Source organism: Bacillus sp. DU-106 (genome assembly GCF_004799705.1).
GTDB classification, from domain to species: Bacteria; Bacillota; Bacilli; order Bacillales; family Bacillaceae_G; genus Bacillus_A; species Bacillus_A cereus.
Genome location: NZ_CP026607.1, coordinates 3,170,586 through 3,195,461 on the forward strand (window position 1 = coordinate 3,170,586; position 24,876 = coordinate 3,195,461).

A 24,876-nucleotide genomic window follows, 5' to 3' on the forward strand; every position below is an offset into this window, starting at 1 on the left:
CTCAATTTTTTGTATCTTCAAGATTTTTAAGATGCTTTTCTAAGTATTTTTTCCCTGAATTACTTTTAGGCATAAGACCAAGATGTTCATATTCCCAAATAATCATTCTCTCGTGGGAATTTTCATCTGAAAGGTCATCATAATTAAAGTCAATATTAAACTTTCCTGTATTATCAAAAATCATAGTGAAATTTGTCCAAGCTTCTTGATCATTATCAATAAACTCTTTCTTCATTCTCTTAATACAATCTAACAAACGATGCCACTTCTTAAAATATTCTTCTTCTGGGACATTAAAGAGTTCAAAAATACTATGACTGTAAATAGGAGTACTATTCTCTTCAGGGTAGTAATAAAAATATGATTCTTGAGCACCTTCCCCAACCTCACCATACAGGTAAACCTTAAACCACTTCTCTGGAATTGTATCAATTACAACCTCTGCTATTTCATTGTATAACTTGCTTAATTTTTCATCATTCATCTAATTTTCCTCCTGGTACATTATCAAAATTCTTTAATCTCCATCTATCTTCATCACCAATTTTATATCTAATAACAAAACTGTCTGGACGTTTTGAATTCCCGCTATAATTCGGCGTTATTTTCACCCTAACTTTATCACCATCATTAAGAGCATTAGCCCATTCATTCTCTAGTTTTTTCCATTCTCCTCTGTTTAAGTTACTATTCATTGGAACTAAATTATCCATATTACCAGAGCCTTTAAATATAGTTGCAATTAAATGTCCGCCGTCATCATCATCCAAACGGTCATTCCCACCTACCACTCTCTGAGCGTAGTTATTCCGCTTACCATCACCTAATTGAAGGCTACCCTCGCAACTTGCAACACGCCCTTGACTATCTGTTGTATATGTATATCCTTCTTTACTTGTATACTCAACATTTGGCTTTAATATCTTTTTACGTTTTTCCCTAGCATATTGTTCTCCATAGTTTACTTTTACAGGTCCTTCACCCGTACCCTTACTAGCAAGAGAAGCCTCTACACCCTTAATCTTATCATCTATAATCTTATTACTTTCTGCACTATGCTTATTCACCCAGCTTTGGAAATCTGTACCACCTTGTTTAGATATTAGTAAGCCATTTCCGTCAACTTCAAAACTTGCTGATTTGGCTGTCCTATCATCTATGCTTTTGGCTATTTTTTCGCCAAGTTGATACATCTTTTCATTTCCGGATTTCTCCATTTTAAGGCTTGCTAGTTTCAAACGGTCAAGCATAATAGCTTTATTATCACGCAATGATTGTACCACATTTTTACCCAAATTTGGATTAAAACCAGGCATTCCTTCTTTGAATTTTAATAATTTCGCTAAATCAGCTAATTCACTCGTGCCTTTGAATGCTTTTACTCCTTTTCCTACTGCTCCAACAACTGGGATTGCATCTAATCCGCCAAAAATGATGTTTCCTACCCGCTCTTCTTGGCTCAATTTTCGGTGTGTTCCCCAGTCTTCTCCGTCGATACCGCTTTTTATTTGTACACCTCCGTATACTACTGCGGCAGCGGCCCCGAGTGGTGGACAAAGGATTGTTGTGATGATGATTCCTACGCCTATTCCTATGTCTCGCACCATTTCTAGTTTTTTCTGTTCATCTTCTATCGATTTGTATTCAAATCCTCGTGTGGATGGGACTACTTTCTTGTATTCTTCATAATTTAATTTTGCATCTGGATTTTGTTTTTTTAGTTCTTTGTATTCCCCTCTCAGTACGTTATCAAATGCAGGTGAATCTCTAAAAATATCTTCTACTGTTATTTTATCTTTCTTCTTCTGTATTGTTTGTGGTACACTTCCGTAGCCTGCATGCGCACCTGGTAATACTGTCGTTGTTGTAGAGCCAATTCGGTTATTTGTTTCAAAACTGAGAATAGATGTATCTCTCATTTTTTGAGCGAATTTATCCATTTCTACTAAAAAAGGTTTATCTATATGTTCAGAGACTAATCGCCCTGCTTCTCCGCAATATTTTTGTAATGTCGAATAGCTATCAAGTAATTCCCCGATTTTTTGCGATTGATTTTTAGGATTAAAATGTATACTACCATCCGAGTCTAAATCTCGTATTCTTCCATCAATTCTTTTTAATGATTCATTTGCTTCCCGTAATTTCATGAGTGCATCTTTTGTAATTCGATTCATACCATCCCCCATGTTTTGCCATGGTTCAGGTCTATATTTCACATCCATCTCGTTTTCATCCCCCCAGCCGTATGGTGATTTCTACAACTTACTTAATATTTCACGTAATTGTTCATCCTTTTCAAACATTTCTACACATGCGTCCCTTACAACTGTCGCCGACCTATAATAGTGTTCAGCCAATTCAAGTGTTTTGTGTAATATATCAGGATATTTTTCAATTACTCTCATCGCTTCACCTTTTTGATAAAAATCACAGCTTAATAAACTCTCAATATTCGTTCCAATGACGTCTACATGGATTTTATATATATTTTCTAACTTCATTACTATATCTAGTAGTTCTTGAAAATTAACTAATACTTCTTCTCCACCACCAGAACCACTATCTCCCATTGATACTTGCATTATTGAATACCTCCTAACGAGAATTGTCTCGGGTCAATTAACTTTTTATATGGCATTTTTAACACGTCATACAATTTCTTATTAACCGCATAGAGGCTCACCCAGTCATATCGATTACGATCTACATCTATTTGAACGAAATCTTCTCCTTCAGTGAAATATAAGAAACATTCCCATTTTCCTCCTCTATTACTTCGAGGCCTCGTATACGTTTCTATCGCTATAACGTTTTTATTTGATAAATCTTTTTCCTCAAATGTTTGTTGTTCTTCTTCTGTCATTCTCTTTGAGAAAAATGTATCTTCTATTTCCCTCGGTTCTCTCAATAAGAAAGGGATGCGTGTTAATAAGGAAAAATATACGTCTGGCTTTGGTATGTAGTCGATCTCGTATTTTTTATTTGGTTCTATTTCCGTTAATACAGCCACTCGGTCTTTATCCTCTTTCAAAAAGCCAATTAATACATTATTCATTCTCGTGTATTCATGACAACTTTCATATTCCTTTAATAGTTCAATTATTTGAAAAGCTGCAGGGGTAATTCCATTTTCACTTGTAAGTAGGCCTTTTTCTTTTAAACTCGTAGTTGCTTTCGTGACACATTCTGCATCAAGTAAAATAATTGCGTCACGGTTTGGCAATCCAAATATATCGGTAACCCCAGCTGCACCTGCGAGAACATATAATTCAGCAGGTGCAAAACTCATTTCTTTCCCCATTCTTTTATCCCTCGTTTCTCCATCACAGTTGTTTTATCGCCCTTACTTCCGATTTATCTCCGTACGTTTGAATGCTTTTATCTAACTCTTTCAAAGCTTTCGTATGTCCTTCAAATGCCTCTACCATTTCTGAATTATATTGAATGATCAAATCAAGATAACTTAAAAATGCATCTCTCGTTTTTCCATTCCATTTCGCACCTGTGACATATGCTTTTAAGTCTTTCGCTTGGTTTAAAGAATCCTTCATACCATTTTCAATGTTTTGTGCGTAAGAAATGGCACTTGCAGTGTTACTTCCTATAATTTCAACCTCTTTACCACTCATGTTGGTTCCCTCCATTCTTTGTATGCTTAATGGATAAGTTTTTCAAATTCCTTTTTCTTTTCTTCAAAAGCCTTGGTCGCTGCAGCGTATGCTGACGCTTTCTCTGATTCTGCTTTCGCTTTATATTCCAAATACTTTGCATAAGCTGTACTTTTTGCAGATCCAACATCGCTTAATGCACTTTTAAAATAGGATAATACTGTATTTAAGTCTTCATCCTTTTCATGACGTTTTTGTTCAAATTCAACTGCCGGAATTTTATTAGCTTCTAAGCCATTACTTTTACTCTCATACTCTCTCTTCGCTGATTCAGCCTCTTGAATGAATTGCTTTAACTCTCTTTCTTTATCTTTTAAATAATCATGTAAATCATCATACCGATCTCGTTTCCTCGCACTTTCTGTAAAACCAGACGCATTTAAAAAAGCATTGTATAATTCATCTAACATCTTTCTCCCCCTTTAGCGCAATAACTATGTAGTTAAATTCGTATATTTAAACATGAATATTCATTACATTAAGAATTAACAAATAATTATTTTTACATATTGCTATTTTATCAAAGGGATTTTAACATTTCCATATTTTATGAATGGCTTTCGCATTTTTCTTCAATAAAGTGAAACTTTAATCAATATGACTATGTATTTATGTGCAGAAATAATAAAAAACACTGCCAGGCGCAGTGTTTTTTATTATTACCTTTTATCCAATTCATTCGTATTAAATCCTTGCTTGAGAGTAAGACCAGTTCTTTCTTATTTCATCAACAACTATTTCTGGATAATCCCAATGAAGCGTACGAGTAGGCTCCCGGACTCGTTTTACTATTCCTTGGGCTGTTTTGTTTCTATATTCATTCCAATATTTTGGCTCAGTCGCGCTTAAAAGAACAATAGAAAAAGGATCTGATATGAATATCAGATCCTTAACTTTAATTTCTTAATACATACATCTTTTTACACGATAACTGGTTCATACGTGCTCAAATTATCATACTCAGTTTTTACAATACTAGGCGGAAGGTTAACACATCCTCAGATTCACCTTTTCCTGTAGCAGTGCATAATGTTTAATAAAATTACAGCATATTTTTACTTACCAGACTTAATTTTTTCGTTATATTCTTCTAAAGTTAACCCTTTTTCTTTTAGATAAACAGCAACTTCTTTTCCTACATAACGATAGTGCCATGGCTCATACTTAATGCCAGTAATATTCTCTTTATCTTTTGGATAGCGGAGAGTAAACCCATATTCTGCAGCATTCTTATCTAACCATTTGAATGCATCGGTAGTTTCAAATTTTGCATTTAAATCTTCTACAGTATTCTGCCATTCAACTGAAATAATGTCTAACGCTAATCCAGTATGATGTTCACTTGCACCAGGATACTGAAGATATTCCAATGCCTTAGCACTAGCCTCTTTATCCGACAAGCCTTGAGATTTATAGCTTTTAACTGAAGCATCATAATAAGTTTGTTGTAATTTTATAGCTCGATAACCTGATCTTAAATAAAGATTGATTCCCTCTTTTTTTGCAGCTGCTACCATATCCTGATAAGAAGTTGCAATTCTACTATCTATTTTCATATTTGGCTTCGCATTTTGGGTGATACTTGTTAATTCAATTCCTAGTTCCTTTGATAACATATGCTCTCTATTTACAAGGATAATTCTCCAATCATTAACATCAGAGATAGGTAAAACATCTTTTTTCTTCGCATGTATTTCATTTTTATTTTTATCGTTATTATTAGTAGTTGCCTGAGATGTTTGCTTTCCACTACAAGCAGCAAGACTCCATCCCATTGCTAATACCAATGCTAAAATTATAAATTTTTTAATTGTATCTCATTCCCTTTTTGTTTATTAGTCTTTATACCAATTTCCCAACACGTCTCTAGGAATCTCCTTGAAATCCTTCAAAGAAACGGGGCCGACAAATTTTTTAATTCCATGTTTTTTAGAATTTTCATCCGAATAATCTTTTAAAAATTGAATTTTAAATTGTTTCTTACCATCAGCATAGTCGGTTACTGTCGGTACGATTGCCGCTTGTCGTATACCAAAAGTTTTATCTTCATACTTAACAAATTGTACATAAGATAATCCTCCAACCAATGTTTCTAATTTTTCTTGCGCAGAAATAAGATTTCCAAGAGAATAATAGATTAGCGTTTCATGTCCATCTTTATTTTGTTTCCACTCAATTGGTTGAATTACATGTGGATGATTTCCAATTACTACATCTACACCTAAATCTGTTAAATATTGAGCAACTTCTTTTTGTTGCTTTGAAGGTGTTGAGGTATATTCTACTCCCCAATGCACCATAACAATCACCATATCAGAGCTACTCTTCGCCTTTTCCACATCATTTTGTATCGCTTTTTTATCAATTAAATTTAAAGCCCAAGACTTATCAGCTGGAATTTTAATTCCATTCGTACCATATGTATAATTGAGTAACGCAAAACGAATACCATTTTTTGTAATCGTTTTTATTTCATTACGCTCGTTTTGACTCTCATTAATACCTACCGGGATAACATCCGGATATTTCTTCCAGTATTCTCTTGTATTCGCAACACCTTTAATACCCATATCCATAGCGTGATTTGTCGCTTGCGTCACTATATTGAATCCAGTGTCCACTAAAGATTGGCCTACTTCTTCAGGTGTATTGAAAGTCGGATATCCTTGTACTTTTAAATTATTTCCGGCAATCGGAGTCTCCTGGTTCACTATAGCAAGATCGCTTGATTTAACAGCTTTTTTGATATTTTCATAAATATAATTATAATCATATGAACCATCTTTTTGTTTGCCATCTTTAATTACTGCGTCATGATATAAATTATCACCCGTTGCTATTAAATTCACAACCGATTGTACTTTTTTATCTTCCGTAAAATTAGGAGACTGTTGGATAGGACTTTTCTCTACCCAATTCGGTGCTTTTAATGATGTATCTATATTGGATTCAGCCGGTGGTAATGAAGCTTTAGATGTCTTAATATCTGTATTACCACAAGCGGTTAAAAGCACTAAAAAAATAAGACATACTAAAAAAAACTTTTTACTTTTCTGTAAAGTATCTAACATGTGATCCTCTTTTCTGTTTTATTCCTTATAACCTGTTCTAACAAATCATTCTTTAAAAAAACGTATTTTGGTTTTACCCTTAATTATGGAAGGACACTCTGTTACACCTGCTTCGGAATATATTAATAATTGTTTTCCGCTTTCTAGCAATCTATCGATTCCATCAGAAGTAATAGATTACTAGAAAAAGATGATCCATCAGGATGTCGACTAGTTTTATATACCTGTTCCAATTGCAGTAACTCGTTTAATATTTAAACAAGATAGGAGAATCGTTCATATAGCCTCTTCTCTCGCTTTATGTTTAAGGTGCCTCCCAAAAAAGGGATCGTTGCTGTACCCCTTTACATAGTGCGAAATTTTTGCAACTAATTTCTTTCATTCAAGCGACAAACATTATACCGATAACAATAAGTAAGACCCAAGAACTTATTTTACCAATATACGAAAAAAGTAGCAATCTTTTGCCCCATATAAAGAAGCCAATTAGGAGAAATGAACGAGAGATTCATTCTATTCAATTCCTTCATTGATTAATAAAAAAACAAGCCACCCAACTATTGGATGGCTCTATACTATAAAGAGAATTTGTTATTGGATTACTTCAATTTCCCTTCAAAAACAATCTTCCTACCGCACGGCTCAACTACTGTTTTGCCGTCTTTCTTTACTTCATGAAAGATTGGCTCTTCCATACGACGAGACGGAGCGTAGCCTTCTTGTTCCATACGTGCTAAGCAGTCTGTAATTGTTTCATTTTCAAGTACTTCAAATTTTTTTTTATTAGGTTGTTTTGTCATGCCCTAACCTACTTTCTATTTTTCTTGATGCGAATTGATTTTTCATGTAGACCATATATAACATTGCGAGAATTCCCATTATAATCATAACCGCAATAAAAAAGCTTGTATACTGTATTTTTTCTATAAATACGCCGCCTAATACAGGTCCCATAATACTTCCTAAACTAAAAGCGATTCCGGATAATATATTACCTGCCGGTAGTAAGTGTCTCGGTAATAAGTCAGTCATAAATCCAAGCCCTAAAGAGAAGCACGATCCAATAACCATACCCGCTAAAAGCATGCAGGCAAAGACAATCCAGTAATATTGATCAAATACGGCGGCAAGTAGAAAAATGCCCGTACTTATGCTAAACGTCCAAGTTAATATACGGTCCCTTCCGTATTTATCACTTAATATACCGAGCGGAATTTGTGTAATAATACCCCCAACTGCAAATGCTGGTAACAAGAAGGATACATCTGAAACAGACCACCCTTTACGAAGTGCGTATACTGGTAAGTTACTGTTTAACATTGCTTCAAGTACGCCATATGCAAGTGGTCCCAGCAGTGCAATCCATCCTAATCCAACAACTTGTTTATAACGAGAAAATGATGATTCACTCTTCGCTTCTCTTTCATCTTGCGCTGGGAATGCATTTTTTGTTGGAAGTAGTAAAAGCCAACCTATTAGACAAAGTATAGTAGATATAATAAATGGTGTTGCAAGACCGTACTGCACAGTGCTTGCTAAATACGGACCAACGGCAAAACCAATTCCGAAGAATACACCGTATATCGATACTTGTCTCCCTATTTTACTTGGGTCTGATGTTGTCGTGATCCATGTTTGTGTTCCGACATGAAGCATATGATCTCCAACTCCAACTAGAAATCTAAGGATAAACCATACCCAAAATGAAAATGTTTGTGTAAAAAAGAATAATGAAATAATAACGAGAAACCCACCTATAACAATAATCGGCTTCATTCCAAACCTTTGCATCGGTTTTTCAAGAAACGGCGAAATAACTACTATCCCAATGTACAATGCCGTCGCATGAATACCATTAATACTTGAACTAACCCCTTCTTGTTCAAAAATCATTGCAATGGCCGGTAAGAGCATTCCTTGTGACAAACCCGAGATTGCTACAATCCCAACCATAATCCAAAAAGTAAAACGCATTGACATCCTCTGTCCCTCTCCTTCTCATGCTTCCACTTTTCATTATAAACTGTTTCTTCAAATGCGTGTACGAATATTCGCAATAAAAAACAAGCTAAAAGAATGAACCTTTTAGCTTGTTATCTTATCCTTCCCAAACTTGCGCTTTCACATTGTAATGAAAGTGTTTAAAATATGGATTTTCATAAAATGAAGGTCCATATAAGTAATGTTGCATATGAGCTGTTAGTGGCTGCTGCATTTGTAAAGGAACTACAGCTGGTGAAACTTGCATATACATCGGATCTATCATTATTTTTGTATAGATATGATGATTATATGGCGAATAAGCGATTAAGGATGGTTTATGCATTGATAATCTCCCCTTATACATACAAATGTTATAGTATATGCAACACTTCTCATTTCGGGGATTATTTCTGTTCTAACCAATCCTCTACATGTTTTATAAATACATCTAAACAATCAATAAACGGCGAGTGTCCGCAATCTTCTAATACCTTCAACTCTGCATTTGGCAAATGTTTCGCTAATTCCTCACCGACTACTTGCGGTACGACATAATCTCTATCACCTTGTATGACGAGTGTTGGCGCTTTAATACGATGAATTTGTTTACTTCCCTCTACAACCCCATTATGTTCATCTGAAATATTAAATGTAATGAGCGCATAATTCACATCTACGAAATTACGTTGCGTTAACATATCATCTAAATACTTTTCATAACGATCCGGTTCAGGTTGATTATGTGTATATATTAATAGATTCCATACTGTACGGTAATATAGTTTGTTCATATTTTTTATCGCATCTAATACTGGAGCGATTTGTACTGGATCTTGCGCAATTTCTTCTTTCGTCTTTACTAAACTTGATACAATCGGCTGCCCATTCGTATCTTTTTTAAAGATTGGGTATCCTTTCATTCCTACTGATTCTACTAAAATTAACTTTTCTACAAAAGTTGGGTGATTCGCTGTAAATTGCATCGCAACGCCACCACCCATTGACCAGCCCATTAATGAAAATTTCTCTAGCTTTAACTCGTCAATAAATAATTTTACATCGTCTGCAAAGTCTTGTAATGAATCTATCGACTGATTATACGTTGATTGTCCAAACCCTCTTAAATCAAGAGCGTAAATATGGTATTGATCTTGCAACTTTTCAATAACTAAATCCCAATGTTGTGACGATGTCATGTTCCCGTGAATGAGTACAAGAATATCTGTATTTCGCCTTCCAACTTCCTGATATGCAATCGTTTCTCCGTTCGATAGTGAAACAAACTCCATTGTTGCAGGCTTAATCATCACAAGTTCCCCCATTCTATTTAATAGAAAGAAAATTCTTTACTTAATTAAAGAATAGCACGTAGAATATACGTTCGCAACATAAAACCTATAAGAATTTTTTACATAAATCAACATGTCTATTACTAGACAATTATTATAAAAAAGTATATAGTTAGCTAGGTAACTAATTTGAAAGGATCAACATACATGGACGAAAAACAACATTTTTTTCACATCGTCAGCCAGACTTCTCGAAAGTTTACGAAGAAATTTAATGAACGTGTATCTCCAACAGGGTTATTTAGTGCGCAATGGGCTGTTATTTTCCGCATTAATCAAACTGGTTCTTGTACGCAAACAGAATTGTGCCAGTATTTAAATGTTGAATCACCAACGATGACTCGTACGTTAACACGTATGGAAACGATGGGATGGATTATTCGTACAGAAGGTAAAGATCGCCGCGAGAAGCTCATTTCTTTATCCGAAACAGCGATAAAGATGATTCCAGTATGGCAAGAAGAAGTTGATACTTTCGAAGAAAAAACGCTAGAAGGTATTAATGAAGATGATTTACATCAAGCATTTCAAGTGTTACAACAAATTATTAAAAATTTAGATTAAATTGGAGGGATGACGATGCAAAGTGAGAAACTTTGGACGAAGGATTTCCTCGGAACTTGTTTTAGTAGTCTATTTCTTTTCTTAACATTTTACATGCTTATGACTACTCTGCCTGTCTATGTCATAGACGGCCTAAAAGGAAAACCTGAGGAAATTGGTTTAGTTGCAACTGTGTTTCTTATTTCTTCTGTTTTATGTAGACCATTCACAGGAAAATGGCTCGATGATTTAGGAAGAAAGAAAATATTATTTATTTCACTTTCATTATTTTTAGCCGCTACTGTTATGTATTTCGGTGCGCAAAGTTTATTCTTATTACTTGCCCTTCGCTTCTTGCACGGTATTGGGTTCGGGATGGCAACGACAGCTACTGGTACGATTGTAACTGATGTTGCGCCAGCTCATCGACGAGGCGAAGCGCTTGCATATTTCGGCGTATTTATGAGTCTGCCAATGGTAATTGGTCCTTTTTTAGGTTTAACAATTATTTCTCATTTTTCGTTTACAGTATTATTTATCGTTTGTTCCGTATTTTCATTACTTGCATTTTTATTAGGACTACTTGTAGATATTCCGCACGAAGCACCTGTTAGCAAACAAAAACGTGAAAAAATGAAATGGAAAGACTTAATCGAACCATCTTCTATTCCGATTGCACTTACAGGATTTGTTTTAGCCTTTTCTTATAGTGGTATTTTATCCTTTATTCCTATTTATGCGAAAGAACTCGGTTTAAGTGAAATCGCAAGTTACTTCTTTATTTTATACGCACTTGTTGTTGTCATTTCTCGTCCATTTACAGGAAAGATTTTTGATCGCTTCGGTGAAAATGTACTCGTTTACCCTGCTATCATTATTTTCACAATCGGAATGTTCATATTAAGCCAAGCACAAACTTCATTTTGGTTCCTTGGCGCAGGTATGCTAATCGGTTTAGGTTACGGGACATTAATTCCGAGTTTCCAAACGATTGCGATTTCTGCCGCTCCAAACCATAGACGTGGTTCTGCGACAGCTACGTATTTCTCATTCTTTGATAGTGGTATTGGTTTTGGTTCTTTCATTTTAGGTATTGTCGCAGCGAAATCCAGTTATCATAATATGTATTTTATCGCAGCTATTATCGTTGCGTTCACTTTACTTTTATATTATGGATTACACGGACGAAAACAAAAATTCAAGAAACAACCTACAGACGGAAAAATTTCCGCTTAACGTTAATAAGGAAAGTAAACTTCCCCGTTTACTTTCCTTATTTTGTATTTCTTTCAAGCCGAGCGTATACTTATAGTAGAAATAAAAAGGAGGGCCATATATGAAACTAAAAAAATCTCCCCTACTCTTACTTATACTAACATTCATATTTGTAATTACAGGGCTTGGGTTTACTTACTTCAAACAAAATAAAACGACCCCATCAAAACATAATGTGACAAAAGAAAACTGGTTAAATGACCCTTACTTACGTTGGTCGTACACACACATGAAAGAATTCACTTTAGTTAATGACGTAAAAAACAATCCTGACCAAATTGCTCACTTCCCTTCCGCATTGCAAAACTTAGACGATTTTGCTGTGGAGCGTAGATTCGGAAATACAACTCCTCTAAAAAAACTTTTAGATGATAACAAAACAGATGCTTTTGTCGTTGTACATAATGGACAACTTGTTTACGAACGATATTTCAATGGGTATAAACAGAATGAACCTCATGGTATGGCATCATTAGCAAAAGTCTTTACCGGGGCAATTATACAATCTCTCGCTGAAGAGAATCGTATCGATTTAGAGAAAACAGCTGACACTTACATAAAAGAATTAAAAAACACACCGTTCGGTAATGCCACACTTCAGCAATTAATGGACATGCAAGTTTCAGCTGAATATCCTACTCATGGATATGAGCAACCTGGGCTAGAAAATCAAGATGCACAATTATATTTAGCTAGCAATATTTTACCCCGCGGCAAAAATTACGACGGTCCGATGAAAATTTATGATATGTTACGGGAAGCCGAAGAAACTGCACCGCCTGGTTCTTCCTTTTCTTACAATAACGGATCAACAGAAACGCTCGCTTGGATTATTAGAACTATTACTGGTAAATCACTAGCTGAAAATGTAAGCGAACGAATTTGGTCTCAAATTGGTATGGAAGAAAACGCGTATTACGTTACAGATGAAACAAAAGTAGAACAAGCTAGTGCTGGATTAAATGCAACTGCTAGAGATATGGCGAGATTCGGGCAATTACTATTAAACAACGGGGAATATAATGGAAAACAAATTCTCCCTTCTTCTATTACTAAAGATATAAAAAATGTCCAAGAAGGTGAACTTGCAATTGCCCCTGGAGCTTCCATTTCTTATCATAATCAATGGTGGATTCCGCACAATGAACAAGGTGCTTTCGAAGTGTTAGGTAGTTACGGACAAACACTTTACATCGATCCGAAAACAAATATGGTAATCGTTCATTTCTCTTCTAACGCAACGCCAAGTAATGAAATACATTCGGTTTACTCAAATATGTATATTGATATTGCACATCATTTAGAAAAGCTTCCACAGTAGTGGAAGCTTTTTCTTATTTCGGTTTTTTATTTGAATCCATTATATTATTCCAGGTTTAAAAGCATTCGTAAATCTACTATACTCATCATGGTTATTCATCATTAAACTTTTTATTAGCAATCCAATAAAACGTTACGAAGAGTGTCAATAAAATCCATACTATAGTTAGTAATCCATTGATTATTGCGTTTGAATTTACTCCCCCCGTGACTAACATTTCCATTGCATACTTACTCATACTGGCTGGATTAAGCTGATCCATTATTGGATTCAAACCGACGATTACTCTACAAGCTAAAAGGAAAACAATTGAAATTAATGCAATCATACCTTGACTTTGAAAAATAGCACTTATCATTGTTGTGAAAGATACGATAAAAAGAACCCAAATTAAATAAAATAGTAATCCAGTAATTAGGTGTGCGAATGGAACAACAGTAAAAAGATAATTTACATATATATAAGAAGTAACGAATCCAATTGTTACACTAAACGCTACCATTAAATAGTTCGACACTATTTTCCCACCTACATATGAAGGAACAGTAACAGGCCTTGTTAAAATAAAGGCCAACATACCATTAGCTTTATCTGTTTGAATAGCACCCATCATAGAAATCACTAGAATCATAAGTCCAAGCTGATCAAACTGGGATCCCAAAGTACTCGCTAATACTTCGCCCCCTTTTTGCGTTGCCATACTCGAATCAATGGTAATTCCCTGTCCTCCACCTAACGCTTCTAAAATTGATGGCAAATAATGAGTTACTATCGGTTGTGTTGCGCCTAAAAATATAAAAACAATTGGTAGCCAAATAATCTTGAAATCACGTAACATTTGAACACATTCTTTTTTTATCAATACAATTGAGTTATTCATTTTTGCACCACCAATTTCAAGAAGATTTCTTCTAAAGTATCGTTGCTCATTTCAAATTTAACGATGTTCACTTTATGTTCGAGTGCATTTTGCAATAACATATTTTTATTTATTTCAATGCTTTCAACCTTCACTTTGATTTTAAGCCCAACCACTTCAACGTCCTTCACATACGGTAATTTTTTTACAATTTCAATCCACTTTTGATCTTTAGCTGTTATTTCAATCATTAATTTATTTTCACTATTACGATGTAAAAGTTCCGTAATCGTTGTATCTTCTATTTTTGTTCCATCTTTTATAATGACAAATCGTTCACAGATTTCTTCCGCATCGCCTAATATATGGGTTGATAATAAAATGGTTGTATCTTTTTTTATTTCTTCAATTAAATTCAATACTTCCCGTCGGCCGATTGGATCTAATGCGGATACCGGTTCATCCATGACAATAAGTGACGGTTTATGCAATAATGCTTGTGCAATACCAAGTCGTTGTTTCATTCCACCAGAAAATGTACTAACCTTTGCGTTTTCTTCGTCCTTTAGTCCAACTTTCTCCAAAATCTTTGGAATCGACTTTGACAATTCTTCTTTTTTCAATCCCGAAAGTTGGCCCATAAAGGTAAGCGTTTCTCTCGCTGTCATCCAATGGAAAAAATTAGGATATTGCGGTAAATAACCAATTTCACTTTTCATTTTTGATATTTTTATCCCATTCAATAAAACTTCACCAGCAGTTGGATGAATAATATCCGAAATTACTTTTATTAATGTGGATTTCCCTGCTCCGTTCGGTCCAATTAATCCGACGCATTCCCCCGCTTGCAGTTCCATCGAGAAATTATTAACCGCACTTTTTCTTTTAAATACTTTTGTTACATTTTTAATCTCTAATTTCATAATTTCTCACTATCCTTTCTCCCTATAACGAAGTAGAAAATAGGTCCCAATACATTAATGAAAAGAATAATGAACGTCCATACAAGTACATTTTTTCTTGTTTTTCTATGTCGGTATAAATCAATGAATGCAATGAAAACTAAAAGTACCCCCACTGCAATAACTGGCAATATAATGGGTAGAAAAGTCATAATATCAATGTCTTTAAGATCATTCAATCCATAATGTAGTTGCATTATTGTCATTCCTCCCTAAATTCATTCTCATTATTGATAATGATAAAACATAAACGAATGAATTGCAAACTTTATTCTCATTATTTATAATGAGAATAAAAATACATAATAAATAAGGTGAGCGAATGAATAATAAAGTTGAAATTTTAATGCATCCGGTAAGAATGAAAATTTGCCAAGTGTTAATGAGAAATAAGGAAGATGGGCTAACACCATTAGAAATGGTAAAAATCATTAAAAATGTACCACAAGCCACACTATATAGACAGCTACAAACTATGGTTGATTCTGGTATCGTCCATGTAATTAAAGAAAAAAAGGTGAAATCTGTTTCTGAAAAATATTACGCAATCAATGAAGAAGATGCAAAAATTGAAGGAAGTGAATGGAAAGGATTATCTGATGATGAAAAGTTAAACTACATTTCCTATTATCAGTTATCACTTATGACACAATATCAAAGTTACCTTAAGAAATTAGAGGAACAAAACAGTCAAGAAGATACTGCTACTTTTTCTGTAGTAGAATTAAAGCTAGATGAAGAACACTTTGGAAAATTTCAAAACGAACTTAACGAATTAATGATTAAATACTACAATAGCCAAAGTAAAGGCGACGAAATAGAGACTCCGGTTCGGACTGTCGCTATTACAATTATTCCAGAAACTTAAATTTACTCGATATAAAAATGCAAATCAATAATTTGAACTAAATCCTGAAAACAGGATACCTCTCAAAACACCTAAACCATCTGCTTCCTATATTCTCTTTAGGGGCTAGGTGGTTTAATTTTTCTTGAATTCACACACAAATGTAGTAATGAATGTATTACTTTTGTTATCTTTTATAAGTAAAAAGCTTCATCTTTTTAATGAAGCTTTCTATCACTTTATTAAAAAGATAATAAATTAATCGTTTCCTTTAAAACACTTCCCTTACAAAGATTGTCTGTTCATATTGGTCGAAAATTTCTTCTATAGATGAAAATAAAGTTTCTTCCGGTATGATGAACTTTATTTTTTGATCATTTTTTAACATAAAGGAAATTGTTCCATTATCATTAAAACCTGTATGAAACGTTCCTCGTTTATTTAATAGTACCTCTTCAATTATATTTATTTCAATTGAAAAGTTATTCTTTAATTGCAAGAGTTCATGTACATCACCAGTATGTATTTTTGCATCTATTTCAGTTTCTAAGTTTAATTGTTTTTTCTCAATTTTTTTGAACCAAAACAAAAACAATAGCTCTGAAATACCAGGTAATTGTTTTTTATAAGCATGTCGGCTATGAAACTGTCCGCCAATCTTTATAAAATATATACAGTCACCTGTAATAAAAACTTTATAATATATATCTGCCGTAAACATTTTAGGCTTTAAAAGATAAAAACTTTTGATCATAATTACCCCATCAATTTTAAATGTATTTGTATAAACATTTTTAGCTAGATTTGTGCTAAAACATATTTCTCATGTAATGCAACACTATTGTATTGAATCTCCTCTCCCTTTGCAACAGTTGCTTTGAAGCCAGCTAGTAACCTTTCTCTATACTATCCCTATAAGTGCTATCCCATTTCCAACCGTTTTTCTTCTAGTATATTAAAAGCAGAATTTGATACGAGGCTCTATATCAATCTATCAATAAATTACCACTCTGTAAATATCTGAATTTTCTTTATATTGAAGGTTATCTCCTAAACAACCTCGAATAATTGTAATACATATACATAAGGAGGTTGATCTATTTTGTTTCGTTCCTTTACAAATGGTTGCGTCGCCTTAGTGCAACGCTTCTTGCCAGAACCGTTTATTTTATCATGTTTACTAACTGTTTTCGTTATCTTCTTTGGTATGTTTGCGACTCACCAAACACCTGTAGAAATGATTAATCACTGGGGTAATGGAATTTGGGGACTCCTCGCCTTTTCTATGCAAATGGCACTTGTACTCGTGACTGGATCTGCTTTAGCAAATGCTCCTCTTATTAAAAAAGGATTAACGAAAGCTGCCAGACTACCAAAAACAACTGGACAAGGCATTATTGCCATTTCAATTGTAAGTTTACTCGGTGCATACATAAACTGGGGCTTTGGAATTGTTGTATCTGTTTTATACGCAAAAGAAGTGGCAAGGCAGCTGGACGGATTAGATTATAGACTAGCAATCGCCTCTTCTTACTCTGGATTTCTCATTTGGCATGCCGGTCTTTCTGCCTCTATTCCTCTTACGTTAGCAACAGGCGGTGAAACGTTAATTAAAACGACTGCTGGAAGTATTAAAGAGGCGATTCCAATAACAGAAACGTTATTCTCACCATACGCTCTCGTTCCAGTTATTATTTTTCTCATTACGATGCCTCTCATTAATAAAGCGATGCATCCAGATGAAAAACATACGATTACAGTAGATCCTAGCGTGTTCCATGAAGAAGCTGCTGCTCAAGAAGTAGAAAAAAATACGTTCGCTGAAAAGATGGAAAATAGCATTATTATTACACTTTGCGTTGGATTGTTAGGTCTCATTTATATTTTCAATTACTTTTATACGAAAGGTTTTAACCTTACTCTCGATATCGTGATTTTTATGTTATTAATTGCAGGTCTTATTTTCCACCGTACTCCGATTCAGTATATTCGTGCTTTTTCAGACTCTACGAAAAGTGCTTCTGGCATTTTACTTCAATTTCCGTTTTACGCAGGAATTATGGGCATGATGATTGGAGCAAATAGTGAAGGACTTTCACTTGGAGGAGCTATTTCTAATTTCTTTATTAGCATTTCAAATGAAACGACTTTTCCGCTCTTTACATTTTTAAGTGCTGGCATTGTTAACATTTTCGTTCCATCTGGCGGCGGTCAATGGGCTGTGCAAGCACCAATTATGATTCCAGCTGGCGCTGAACTTGGTGTACCTGCTGCAAAAACAGCAATGGCAATTGCATGGGGCGATGCTTGGACGAATTTAATTCAACCTTTCTGGGCATTACCAGCATTAGCGATAGCTGGTTTAGGTGCTCGTGACATTATGGGATTTTGTGTTGTGAACTTACTATATGCGGGTTTTATCATTAGTCTATGTTTCTTATTTATTTAAACAAAAAGCTAGTTTTATACTAGCTTTTTTACATAATAAATCACTTATTTCCCACGCAATTTATAATCTTCTCCCACTCTGATTCCGTAAGATGTAATGACTCAAATGCAAAAAAATCTTCGCAAATTTTTCCGATCAGGTGTGGATGTTCCCTCAAAAAATTCCACTGTAACGCTTTAGGAAGAAAATATGTTTCATATTCTTTACTTCCCCTTACTACCTGATCAACTTCTCTTTCACAAATTCCTCTTATTAAATAATCATTTCTTAACTCTATTTGAATTTGCTGAAATGTTTCGCTGCATTTTTTCAATTGAAGTAAACACGTAACATACTTCCGAAAAAGTTCGCCATCATACTGAACACAGTTTATAATACGATCGACTTCATTCATAATGCACGAGCCTTTTCTTCTATTTGTAATAACCATTTCTCACGCTTTGATACTTTACTCGTTTTCACAGATTGAAACACTGAGCGTTTTATATCGCGAATGCCACAAAAACGTAAAATACCTCTCTTCATCATAATCCAATCTGCTGATCGATATAACAATGCGACGTACCATAGAGGCGAGTCTAACGTATTAATAACCCATGCTTTTTTCCCTTGCAATAATCCTTTCGGCAGAGCCCCTTCATATTTATAAGCAAATCCAGCTACGAAAATACGATCGATAAATCCTTTTAAAATTGCTGGCATCCCCCACCACCATATTGGATAGATGAATAGAAGTGTATCTGCTTCTTCTACTAACGTTCTATACCGAGCTGTTTCCTCTTCATTTACTAAATCGCGTCTTTTCTTCTCTTCATTAAATACGAGGACTGGATCAAATTGTTCTTTGTATAAATCAAGTACGGTAACTGAATGATTTGTTTCCTGTAGTCCTTTTTGCACATGATTGAAAATCGCCGCGTTAAAACTTGAAGGGTTAGGATGAGCATATATAATTAGTACGTTCACTACAAAACAACTCCCTCTATACGTTAAAGTTTCTCCTTCTTTAATAACTTCTCTACAATTTGTACGTTTTTCGAACTTTGCAACAATCGATTTAATAATATAAGTAACTCTTCTTTTTCTAAATCTTTCAGTTTCTCTTTAACTGCACTCTCACCAGCACCTTGCATATCATAAACAACTGCCACCATATGTTCACAATAATTTCCATAGGGACACTCACAGTTACTTTCTGAAAAATCTTCGAGATCGATAACTACTTCATAATTCCCTGCATTTCCAGTAACGAAAGCAAACACTTTTTTATCTTGTATTTCAACATCTTCTACATGCCCATCTTCATAATATTCATATCCCTTATCTACAATGTACTTTGGGATTCATTTCGTTATATCTTTTAATAAGTAAGCGTACATAATTGTACCCCTTCCTTTAATTCCCTTTTGACTTCAAAAATCCTGCATGTTATTCTAATTACTGTTAAGTAGCAAGTCTACGTGACAAAACGACTGACACCTATTCGGCGAAGGTGTCTCTTTTCATTTGCAGCCGATATGAATTGCCTCTTTCAGGCACATTCAATTTTTGACACTACACACTCAACACCATTCCCTGTATCAGGCTGCTTTAGCAGTCTTTTACTCTACATACTCCGTTATTTTAAGAAAAAAAGAGAGCTTAGCTCCCTTTTCTCGCCTTATACAATACCCCTTTTTCAGCATAGAGATATTCATCAGCTAATGTAATTTTCCCATCCAGTTTTAGTTCGTCTAATAATCTTGATAAATAAAATTGATGCAACATCTTTTTCGTGAATTTTCCTTCATGATGCGAAACGATATGTTCTTGAATATCTAACAATGATATCGGCTTATCTTGCTCTATCATATATTCATAAACTGTACTACGCAGTTTTACGTATTTTTCGAGTGTCACAGTAATGCGCAACCCCTTTCTTCTTAATATAAATTTTCGTAATCGGTTTTTTTGCAATAAAAAAACCTCTCCGATAAGAAGAAGTTACGTATATATCTTCGTCTTATCTCCCAGAACAAATATGTTCTGCTGGAATTAGCACCTGCATCGCGGTTGCTGGGTTTCATTGGGCCAGTCCCTCCACCTCTCTGGATAAGAAAATATTCACTTAATTCTTACTATACGTAATTCCACTTCAATTGTCAAACAAATATAATAAATATAACAAATTATATTTTCTTCCTTACTGTTCATACTACCCATATACGAACATGCAAGGAGGATTATGAAATGCATCAAAATGCTCGCGGATATGTACAAGATTCTTTTCAATCATTACAAGAAGCTAAAAATTGTTTAGAAGAAGCGCTCGAAACAGTTGAAAAAGATTTTAATCGCGCTCGTATTGAACAATCACTTTATGCTGTTGAACAAGCTATTCAACGTTGCGAGTACACCGTTCACATTTTAGAAAAAGATTAAAAACTTCCCATCAATTGATGGGAAGTTTTTTCAAATGGCATACTTCATAATTATTGCCGTTATGATTAAAAAATATACAGAATTAGCAATTTCTAAAATTCCTACTTTTATAATAGAAATTTTTTTGCCATACAACACAATTGCTCGAATGACACTTGGTATAAAAATAAGAGAACACCACGGATTGATCACAAATATGATTATCGTTAATACGATATGATATCCCCAAGATATAAGACGATACTTCGGGTTATTTTTTTCACGAATCATCGTTTTCACATAGAACGTACTACCTAAAAAGTATAAAAATGAAATAAGCGCAATGAATAATGCTGTATGATCGATTTGCTTCATTGAAAAGGAATAACTAATTAACCCACCGATACAAAACACAATAATCGCACAAATATCATTTAATAGTGCTCTTTCATTTTTTTGACGAGCGTAATACATATTCACTATAAATAATGGAATCATTACTATTACGAATAAAAGAATTCGCCACTCATATAATAAAGAAATCATCCCAAATAGGAACGCAATAATAAAATAAATAATGGCAACTTGTAAAAACTCTTTTTTTCGTCTTTGCTTTATGTACGTAAGAAATGGGTACGTAGCTAAATAGATAAAGAACCACGCTAAAAACAATGGAATATGATAAATAGTAGGTTTCCCAAGTATGACACTTAATAAAAAAGGAATAACAAGCATGGCCCATGCACCATGTTGCTTCGGAATAACTAACTTCATTAACTATACACCTCCCTTTTGAAAAAAGTTCTCACCTACAATTATACAAATAATTTTATATAATAGCGGATGCATATTGAATCGATTTTTTGACAAAAAAATGCTCCTTACATTATGTAAGAAGCATGAAAGAGGCAAACGAATATGTAAGTCGCGATCCTACCTTATATGAGTATGCTTTTCTATGTCACGTTATGCTCATCTAATATACCGTATTTCTTTTTAAATCTTGTAAGAATCGTAATCCATGAAGTACTAAATAGTAATAAGAAAATAACATTCGAAATCGCATGGCTCAAATCAAAGTAAAAACTTGCGATATAATACGAAATGACAGTTTCCCATGTTGCTTCTCGTATAAAACCGAGAAGGCCCCAGAAATTCATAATCCAGCCAAATAAAAAGCCAACAATTACTCCGTAAAGAAGTCTCCCCCATAGCTTTTTCATAAAAAATGTATTACGAAGTAAACCTGCTATAAAACCAATCATGCCCCACGAAAACATTTGCCACGGTGTCCATGGACCTTGTCCTAAAAAAATATTAGATACGATTGCTGCTGTAGCACCAATCATAAAACCAGTTTCACTTCCAAATACAATTGCAGAAACGATAATGACAAAAGAAGTTGGTTGTACACTTGGTAAAATAGAAAATGGCACCCGGCTTACTGCTGCAATTGCCGCTAATACAGCAACGAGAACAATTTCACGTGAAACAAACGCCTTTCTTTCAAAACGGATATAGAAAGGTAACATAATAACCGCTAATAGAAACAAACTACTTAACATGTAATAACCGTCCATGACAAGTGTCGTAAAAAGCAATGTGCCGATTATTACTGCAAAAATACATATTATGAATGCAACATATCGTTTGGACACGCTTCGTACACATCCTCCCATGTTAATGCATATGGCAATTCTTTTCGAATGAATCGATTAATAGATGTTGTATAAAAGAAGTTGCCGCTAAAAAATTCTTTCGGTGCATCATTCATAATGACTGTTCCATCAAATAACATCATACATTGATCCACGTATTTCGCTGCAAACTCAATATCGTGCGTTGCCATTACAATTGTTGTACCTTCTTTTTGCAGCTTCCTAAATAGTTCTCCTACTCTTTCTTTCTTCCATGGATCCAATCCCTTTGTCGGTTCATCAAGTAATAATATCGTTGGCTTTGATAATAACGTCGTACATAACGCAAGTAATTGTTGCTCTCCTCCGCTACAATCATGCGGATGGCGTTCTTTAAGCGAGTACAACCAAAACTGTTTTAGCGTATCTTCTGCTATTTCTTTTCCTTGTTCTCCATATAATTCACGCGCACGTTCATAAACCTCGTCCCATACTGTATCAAATGTAAAATGGTAATACGGATGCTGCGATACATACCCAATACTTTTAAACCGTTCTTTCGAATCGATTTTATGTACCACTTTTCCGTTCCACTTTACTTTTCCTCTTCTCGCTTTTTGTAATCCTGCTAAAATCGTTAACAGTGTAGACTTACCTGTACCGTTCTTCCCAACGAGCGCTACCCATTTTCCTTTTTCAATCGAAACTGATAAATCACGTAAAATAAGCGGACTATTTTTTTCATATTGGAACGAAATATGCTCTGCGCTTAAAATTACCTCTTGCTTTTCACTTTGTGCTATTGGGTCATTTACATATGATATCGCTGCAAAATCATTCATTTTCATTTGCGCCTCTCGCACTGTAAACGGAATATCTCTCACATTCCACTCTAAAAATAGCCTTGGAATTTGCGGAATAAATGGACGGAATGTTTCTACTCCCCACATATCCGTAATAACAATTTTAGGACTACCATCATACTTAATACGGCCATTATCCATACAAACAACGCGTGTTGCAAGCGGGATAACTTCATCTAAACGATGTTCACTTAAAATAATCGTAATTCCAAGTTCTTCATTAATCCGTTTTAATAATCCTAAAAACTCTTTTGCAGCGATTGGATCTAACTGCGCTGTCGGTTCATCTAATAATAGCAATTTCGGCTGCATAACTAATACCGCAGCTAAATTGACAAGCTGCTTCTGCCCACCAGATAACGTATGAACAGATTGATGCAATAAATCTTGAAATCCTAAAAAGCTAATAAGCTCTGCTATTCTTTTTTGAATAATATGTGATGGTAATCCGATATTTTCTAAAGAAAATGCTAATTCTTGAATCACTGTATCCATAACAATCTGGTTTTCTGGGTTTTGAAATACCATCCCAATTTCTTGGGCAGATAACAAATCAGCTACTTCCTCTATTAAAACACCCTCATAAAATATCTCTCCAGAACGCGTACCAATTGGAAGTAACTCCTTTTTAAAATGTTTTAATAACGTCGTCTTCCCAGATCCCGATCCTCCAGCAAGTGCAATAAACTCACCTTTTTGAACAGAAAGAGAAATATGCTGTAACGCTTTTTCATTTTCATCAGCATATACAAATGATAAATTGTTTATTTCTGCATGCGCCACCATATCCATTCTCTCCCTTCCATTATGATTGGTAAACTAATAAACATCGTAAATACAACAAACATCATCCCATCGTATTGCTGGAAGAAAATAGATTCGACTTTCGGATAAATAATTAATTTTCCTCCGCCATAATTACTACATACAATAGCAGCTATAAATAAAATGATTAAATAATTGAGCGTATACCAATCGCGCCTTTCCATTCTATAGCGAATATACGTCGTACGCTTCGTTACACCAAATCCACGAGCTTGCATAGAATCTGCCGTTTGCAGTGCATCTTCTAATGAACAAATTAATAATACTTGCAGCAATTGCATACCATTTTTGACGCGTTCAATTATCGAACCTGAATCTACCTGCACACCTTTCGTTTTTTGGACGAGTGTGATTTTCTTTAATCGTCTTATAAACAAAGGAACAAATCTCACTGTAATCATCGTTAACAATGCAACTTTCGGTGAAATTCTTGAAAACAAATATAAAAATTTATGACTGGAAATAATATCATTGTATGACGCAAACGTAAACATAACTGCAACTAGTAATAACCCCATTACTATTCCAAACATAATCGCCTCAAGCTTAATACGGCTATCACCTAACCAAAATAACGTAGTTCGACCTCTATGCGTTAATAACGAATTAAATAAAATTACCATAAAAAAGAAAACAATTGTGCTCGGTAACATCTTTCTTATCTTTTCGCTATTTCCTTGCATCACATTTAACATAATAATTAATACTATTGCTCCAATTAAAAAAAGAGGATGAAGACACATCGTACATAGTATCATCACCCCGATATAATAGAAAAAATTCACAAAAGGATGTAAAGAAGAAAAACTTATTTTCATAGCCCT

The 24,876-nt window shown here is 34.4% G+C and carries 30 protein-coding genes and 1 riboswitch; of the genes, 6 read left to right on the forward strand and 24 right to left on the reverse strand.

Translation table 11 applies throughout. From position 1 onward, the window contains the following. Position 1: 1 nt before the first annotated feature. From C3Y97_RS16150 to phaZ, 12 genes are all read right to left on the reverse strand, one after another. Positions 2–484, reverse strand: coding sequence for an antitoxin YezG family protein (locus C3Y97_RS16150; RefSeq protein WP_000997350.1), 483 nt, complete (start codon positions 482–484; stop codon positions 2–4). Then, a complete protein-coding gene (locus tag C3Y97_RS16155) occupies positions 477–2,222 on the reverse strand; it encodes a DNA/RNA non-specific endonuclease (protein ID WP_000382752.1) in 1,746 nt (581 codons plus the stop codon). Before C3Y97_RS16155 ends, C3Y97_RS16150 begins: the two co-directional genes overlap by 8 nt. 33 nt (positions 2,223–2,255) lie before the next feature. After that, complete coding sequence (locus C3Y97_RS16160) at positions 2,256–2,582, reverse strand: hypothetical protein (RefSeq protein ID WP_001198202.1); 327 nt, start codon at positions 2,580–2,582, stop codon at positions 2,256–2,258. Next, on the reverse strand, positions 2,582–3,301 hold the full coding sequence (locus C3Y97_RS16165; protein WP_000514125.1) for a DUF5081 family protein: 720 nt from the start codon (positions 3,299–3,301) through the stop codon (positions 2,582–2,584). The genes C3Y97_RS16160 and C3Y97_RS16165 overlap by 1 nt, the downstream gene beginning before the upstream one ends. A 22-nt stretch (positions 3,302–3,323) precedes the next feature. Continuing rightward, positions 3,324–3,629 carry a WXG100 family type VII secretion target gene (locus C3Y97_RS16170; protein ID WP_000014535.1) on the reverse strand — a complete coding sequence of 102 codons (306 nt, stop codon included), beginning with the start codon at positions 3,627–3,629 and terminating at the stop codon, positions 3,324–3,326. A gap of 26 nt (positions 3,630–3,655) precedes the next feature. Continuing rightward, a complete protein-coding gene (locus tag C3Y97_RS16175) occupies positions 3,656–4,078 on the reverse strand; it encodes a hypothetical protein (protein WP_000883465.1) in 423 nt (140 codons plus the stop codon). A gap of 645 nt (positions 4,079–4,723) precedes the next feature. After that, positions 4,724–5,455 (reverse strand): M15 family metallopeptidase, encoded by a 732-nt coding sequence (locus C3Y97_RS16180; protein WP_000241986.1) that lies wholly within the window; start codon positions 5,453–5,455, stop codon positions 4,724–4,726. A 48-nt stretch (positions 5,456–5,503) separates the two neighbouring features. Beyond that, positions 5,504–6,739, reverse strand: coding sequence for a CapA family protein (locus C3Y97_RS16185; RefSeq protein WP_136363520.1), 1,236 nt, complete (start codon positions 6,737–6,739; stop codon positions 5,504–5,506). A 599-nt stretch (positions 6,740–7,338) separates the two neighbouring features. Beyond that, the gene (locus tag C3Y97_RS16190) at positions 7,339–7,539 is read right to left on the reverse strand and encodes an NETI motif-containing protein (RefSeq protein ID WP_000166303.1); all 201 of its coding nucleotides are present in this window, start codon (positions 7,537–7,539) and stop codon (positions 7,339–7,341) included. Continuing rightward, on the reverse strand, positions 7,523–8,719 hold the full coding sequence (locus C3Y97_RS16195) for an MFS transporter (protein ID WP_000062807.1): 1,197 nt from the start codon (positions 8,717–8,719) through the stop codon (positions 7,523–7,525). The genes C3Y97_RS16190 and C3Y97_RS16195 overlap by 17 nt, the downstream gene beginning before the upstream one ends. 118 nt (positions 8,720–8,837) lie before the next feature. Then, the gene (locus C3Y97_RS16200; protein ID WP_000549500.1) at positions 8,838–9,065 is read right to left on the reverse strand and encodes a hypothetical protein; all 228 of its coding nucleotides are present in this window, start codon (positions 9,063–9,065) and stop codon (positions 8,838–8,840) included. Positions 9,066–9,126: 61 nt separating this feature from the next. Continuing rightward, positions 9,127–10,029, reverse strand: coding sequence for an intracellular short-chain-length polyhydroxyalkanoate depolymerase (gene phaZ / locus C3Y97_RS16205; protein WP_000594877.1), 903 nt, complete (start codon positions 10,027–10,029; stop codon positions 9,127–9,129). 189 nt (positions 10,030–10,218) lie between these two features. Between phaZ and C3Y97_RS16210 the strand changes: the two genes are divergently transcribed. The 3 genes from C3Y97_RS16210 (at position 10,219) to C3Y97_RS16220 (ending at position 13,210) form a co-directional block, all read left to right on the forward strand. Continuing rightward, a complete protein-coding gene (locus C3Y97_RS16210) occupies positions 10,219–10,635 on the forward strand; it encodes a MarR family winged helix-turn-helix transcriptional regulator (RefSeq protein WP_000343680.1) in 417 nt (138 codons plus the stop codon). 15 nt (positions 10,636–10,650) lie between these two features. Beyond that, positions 10,651–11,850 (forward strand): MFS transporter, encoded by a 1,200-nt coding sequence (locus tag C3Y97_RS16215; RefSeq protein WP_001190318.1) that lies wholly within the window; start codon positions 10,651–10,653, stop codon positions 11,848–11,850. Between the two features lie 100 nt (positions 11,851–11,950). Beyond that, positions 11,951–13,210, forward strand: coding sequence for a serine hydrolase domain-containing protein (locus C3Y97_RS16220; protein WP_060851914.1), 1,260 nt, complete (start codon positions 11,951–11,953; stop codon positions 13,208–13,210). 91 nt (positions 13,211–13,301) lie between these two features. Here the strand turns inward: C3Y97_RS16220 and C3Y97_RS16225 are convergent, their stop codons facing one another. The 3 genes from C3Y97_RS16225 to C3Y97_RS16235 are packed head-to-tail and all read right to left on the reverse strand — an operon-like array spanning position 13,302 to position 15,228. Beyond that, the gene (locus C3Y97_RS16225) at positions 13,302–14,090 is read right to left on the reverse strand and encodes an ABC transporter permease subunit (RefSeq protein ID WP_001065773.1); all 789 of its coding nucleotides are present in this window, start codon (positions 14,088–14,090) and stop codon (positions 13,302–13,304) included. After that, positions 14,087–14,992: an ABC transporter ATP-binding protein gene (locus tag C3Y97_RS16230; RefSeq protein ID WP_086401351.1), complete on the reverse strand. Its 906-nt coding sequence runs from the start codon at positions 14,990–14,992 to the stop codon at positions 14,087–14,089. The genes C3Y97_RS16225 and C3Y97_RS16230 overlap by 4 nt, the downstream gene beginning before the upstream one ends. Continuing rightward, positions 14,989–15,228: a PLD nuclease N-terminal domain-containing protein gene (locus tag C3Y97_RS16235; protein WP_001175971.1), complete on the reverse strand. Its 240-nt coding sequence runs from the start codon at positions 15,226–15,228 to the stop codon at positions 14,989–14,991. The genes C3Y97_RS16230 and C3Y97_RS16235 overlap by 4 nt, the downstream gene beginning before the upstream one ends. Positions 15,229–15,353: 125 nt before the next feature. Here C3Y97_RS16235 and C3Y97_RS16240 point away from each other — a divergent pair, with 125 nt between their 5' ends. Then, on the forward strand, positions 15,354–15,899 hold the full coding sequence (locus C3Y97_RS16240; RefSeq protein ID WP_001060889.1) for a transcriptional regulator: 546 nt from the start codon (positions 15,354–15,356) through the stop codon (positions 15,897–15,899). A 250-nt stretch (positions 15,900–16,149) separates the two neighbouring features. On the opposite strand, the gene C3Y97_RS16245 is transcribed toward C3Y97_RS16240, so the two are convergent. Beyond that, positions 16,150–16,632, reverse strand: a complete 483-nt coding sequence (locus C3Y97_RS16245; RefSeq protein ID WP_000597306.1) for a hypothetical protein — start codon at positions 16,630–16,632, stop codon at positions 16,150–16,152. 348 nt (positions 16,633–16,980) lie between these two features. Between C3Y97_RS16245 and C3Y97_RS16250 the strand changes: the two genes are divergently transcribed. Then, entirely contained in the window at positions 16,981–18,327 is a 1,347-nt protein-coding gene (locus C3Y97_RS16250; protein ID WP_000490030.1) for a short-chain fatty acid transporter, read from the forward strand. Positions 18,328–18,367: 40 nt separating this feature from the next. On the opposite strand, the gene C3Y97_RS16255 is transcribed toward C3Y97_RS16250, so the two are convergent. The 4 genes from C3Y97_RS16255 to C3Y97_RS16270 form a co-directional block, all read right to left on the reverse strand. Then, positions 18,368–18,721, reverse strand: a complete 354-nt coding sequence (locus C3Y97_RS16255) for a hypothetical protein (RefSeq protein ID WP_001006479.1) — start codon at positions 18,719–18,721, stop codon at positions 18,368–18,370. Next, positions 18,718–19,293 (reverse strand): NAD(P)H-dependent oxidoreductase, encoded by a 576-nt coding sequence (locus tag C3Y97_RS16260; protein WP_001101572.1) that lies wholly within the window; start codon positions 19,291–19,293, stop codon positions 18,718–18,720. Before C3Y97_RS16260 ends, C3Y97_RS16255 begins: the two co-directional genes overlap by 4 nt. 23 nt (positions 19,294–19,316) lie before the next feature. Next, positions 19,317–19,670 carry an SWIM zinc finger family protein gene (locus C3Y97_RS16265; RefSeq protein WP_232305177.1) on the reverse strand — a complete coding sequence of 118 codons (354 nt, stop codon included), beginning with the start codon at positions 19,668–19,670 and terminating at the stop codon, positions 19,317–19,319. Between the two features lie 298 nt (positions 19,671–19,968). Next, positions 19,969–20,226, reverse strand: a complete 258-nt coding sequence (locus tag C3Y97_RS16270; protein WP_000171476.1) for a hypothetical protein — start codon at positions 20,224–20,226, stop codon at positions 19,969–19,971. Positions 20,227–20,326: 100 nt separating this feature from the next. Continuing rightward, a riboswitch (SAM riboswitch) is annotated at positions 20,327–20,425 on the reverse strand. A 131-nt stretch (positions 20,426–20,556) separates the two neighbouring features. Between C3Y97_RS16270 and C3Y97_RS16275 the strand changes: the two genes are divergently transcribed. Further along, positions 20,557–20,748 (forward strand): hypothetical protein, encoded by a 192-nt coding sequence (locus C3Y97_RS16275; RefSeq protein ID WP_000554032.1) that lies wholly within the window; start codon positions 20,557–20,559, stop codon positions 20,746–20,748. A gap of 30 nt (positions 20,749–20,778) precedes the next feature. Here C3Y97_RS16275 and C3Y97_RS16280 read toward each other — a convergent pair whose 3' ends face one another. The 4 genes from C3Y97_RS16280 to C3Y97_RS16295 form a co-directional block, all read right to left on the reverse strand. Continuing rightward, positions 20,779–21,501 carry a YwiC-like family protein gene (locus tag C3Y97_RS16280; RefSeq protein WP_000779983.1) on the reverse strand — a complete coding sequence of 241 codons (723 nt, stop codon included), beginning with the start codon at positions 21,499–21,501 and terminating at the stop codon, positions 20,779–20,781. 182 nt (positions 21,502–21,683) lie between these two features. Further along, positions 21,684–22,385 (reverse strand): ECF transporter S component, encoded by a 702-nt coding sequence (locus C3Y97_RS16285; protein WP_000044904.1) that lies wholly within the window; start codon positions 22,383–22,385, stop codon positions 21,684–21,686. Further along, on the reverse strand, positions 22,358–24,019 hold the full coding sequence (locus C3Y97_RS16290; protein WP_033689027.1) for an ABC transporter ATP-binding protein: 1,662 nt from the start codon (positions 24,017–24,019) through the stop codon (positions 22,358–22,360). Before C3Y97_RS16290 ends, C3Y97_RS16285 begins: the two co-directional genes overlap by 28 nt. Beyond that, entirely contained in the window at positions 23,992–24,870 is an 879-nt protein-coding gene (locus C3Y97_RS16295; protein ID WP_002204741.1) for an energy-coupling factor transporter transmembrane component T, read from the reverse strand. The genes C3Y97_RS16290 and C3Y97_RS16295 overlap by 28 nt, the downstream gene beginning before the upstream one ends. Positions 24,871–24,876: the final 6 nt, after the last annotated feature.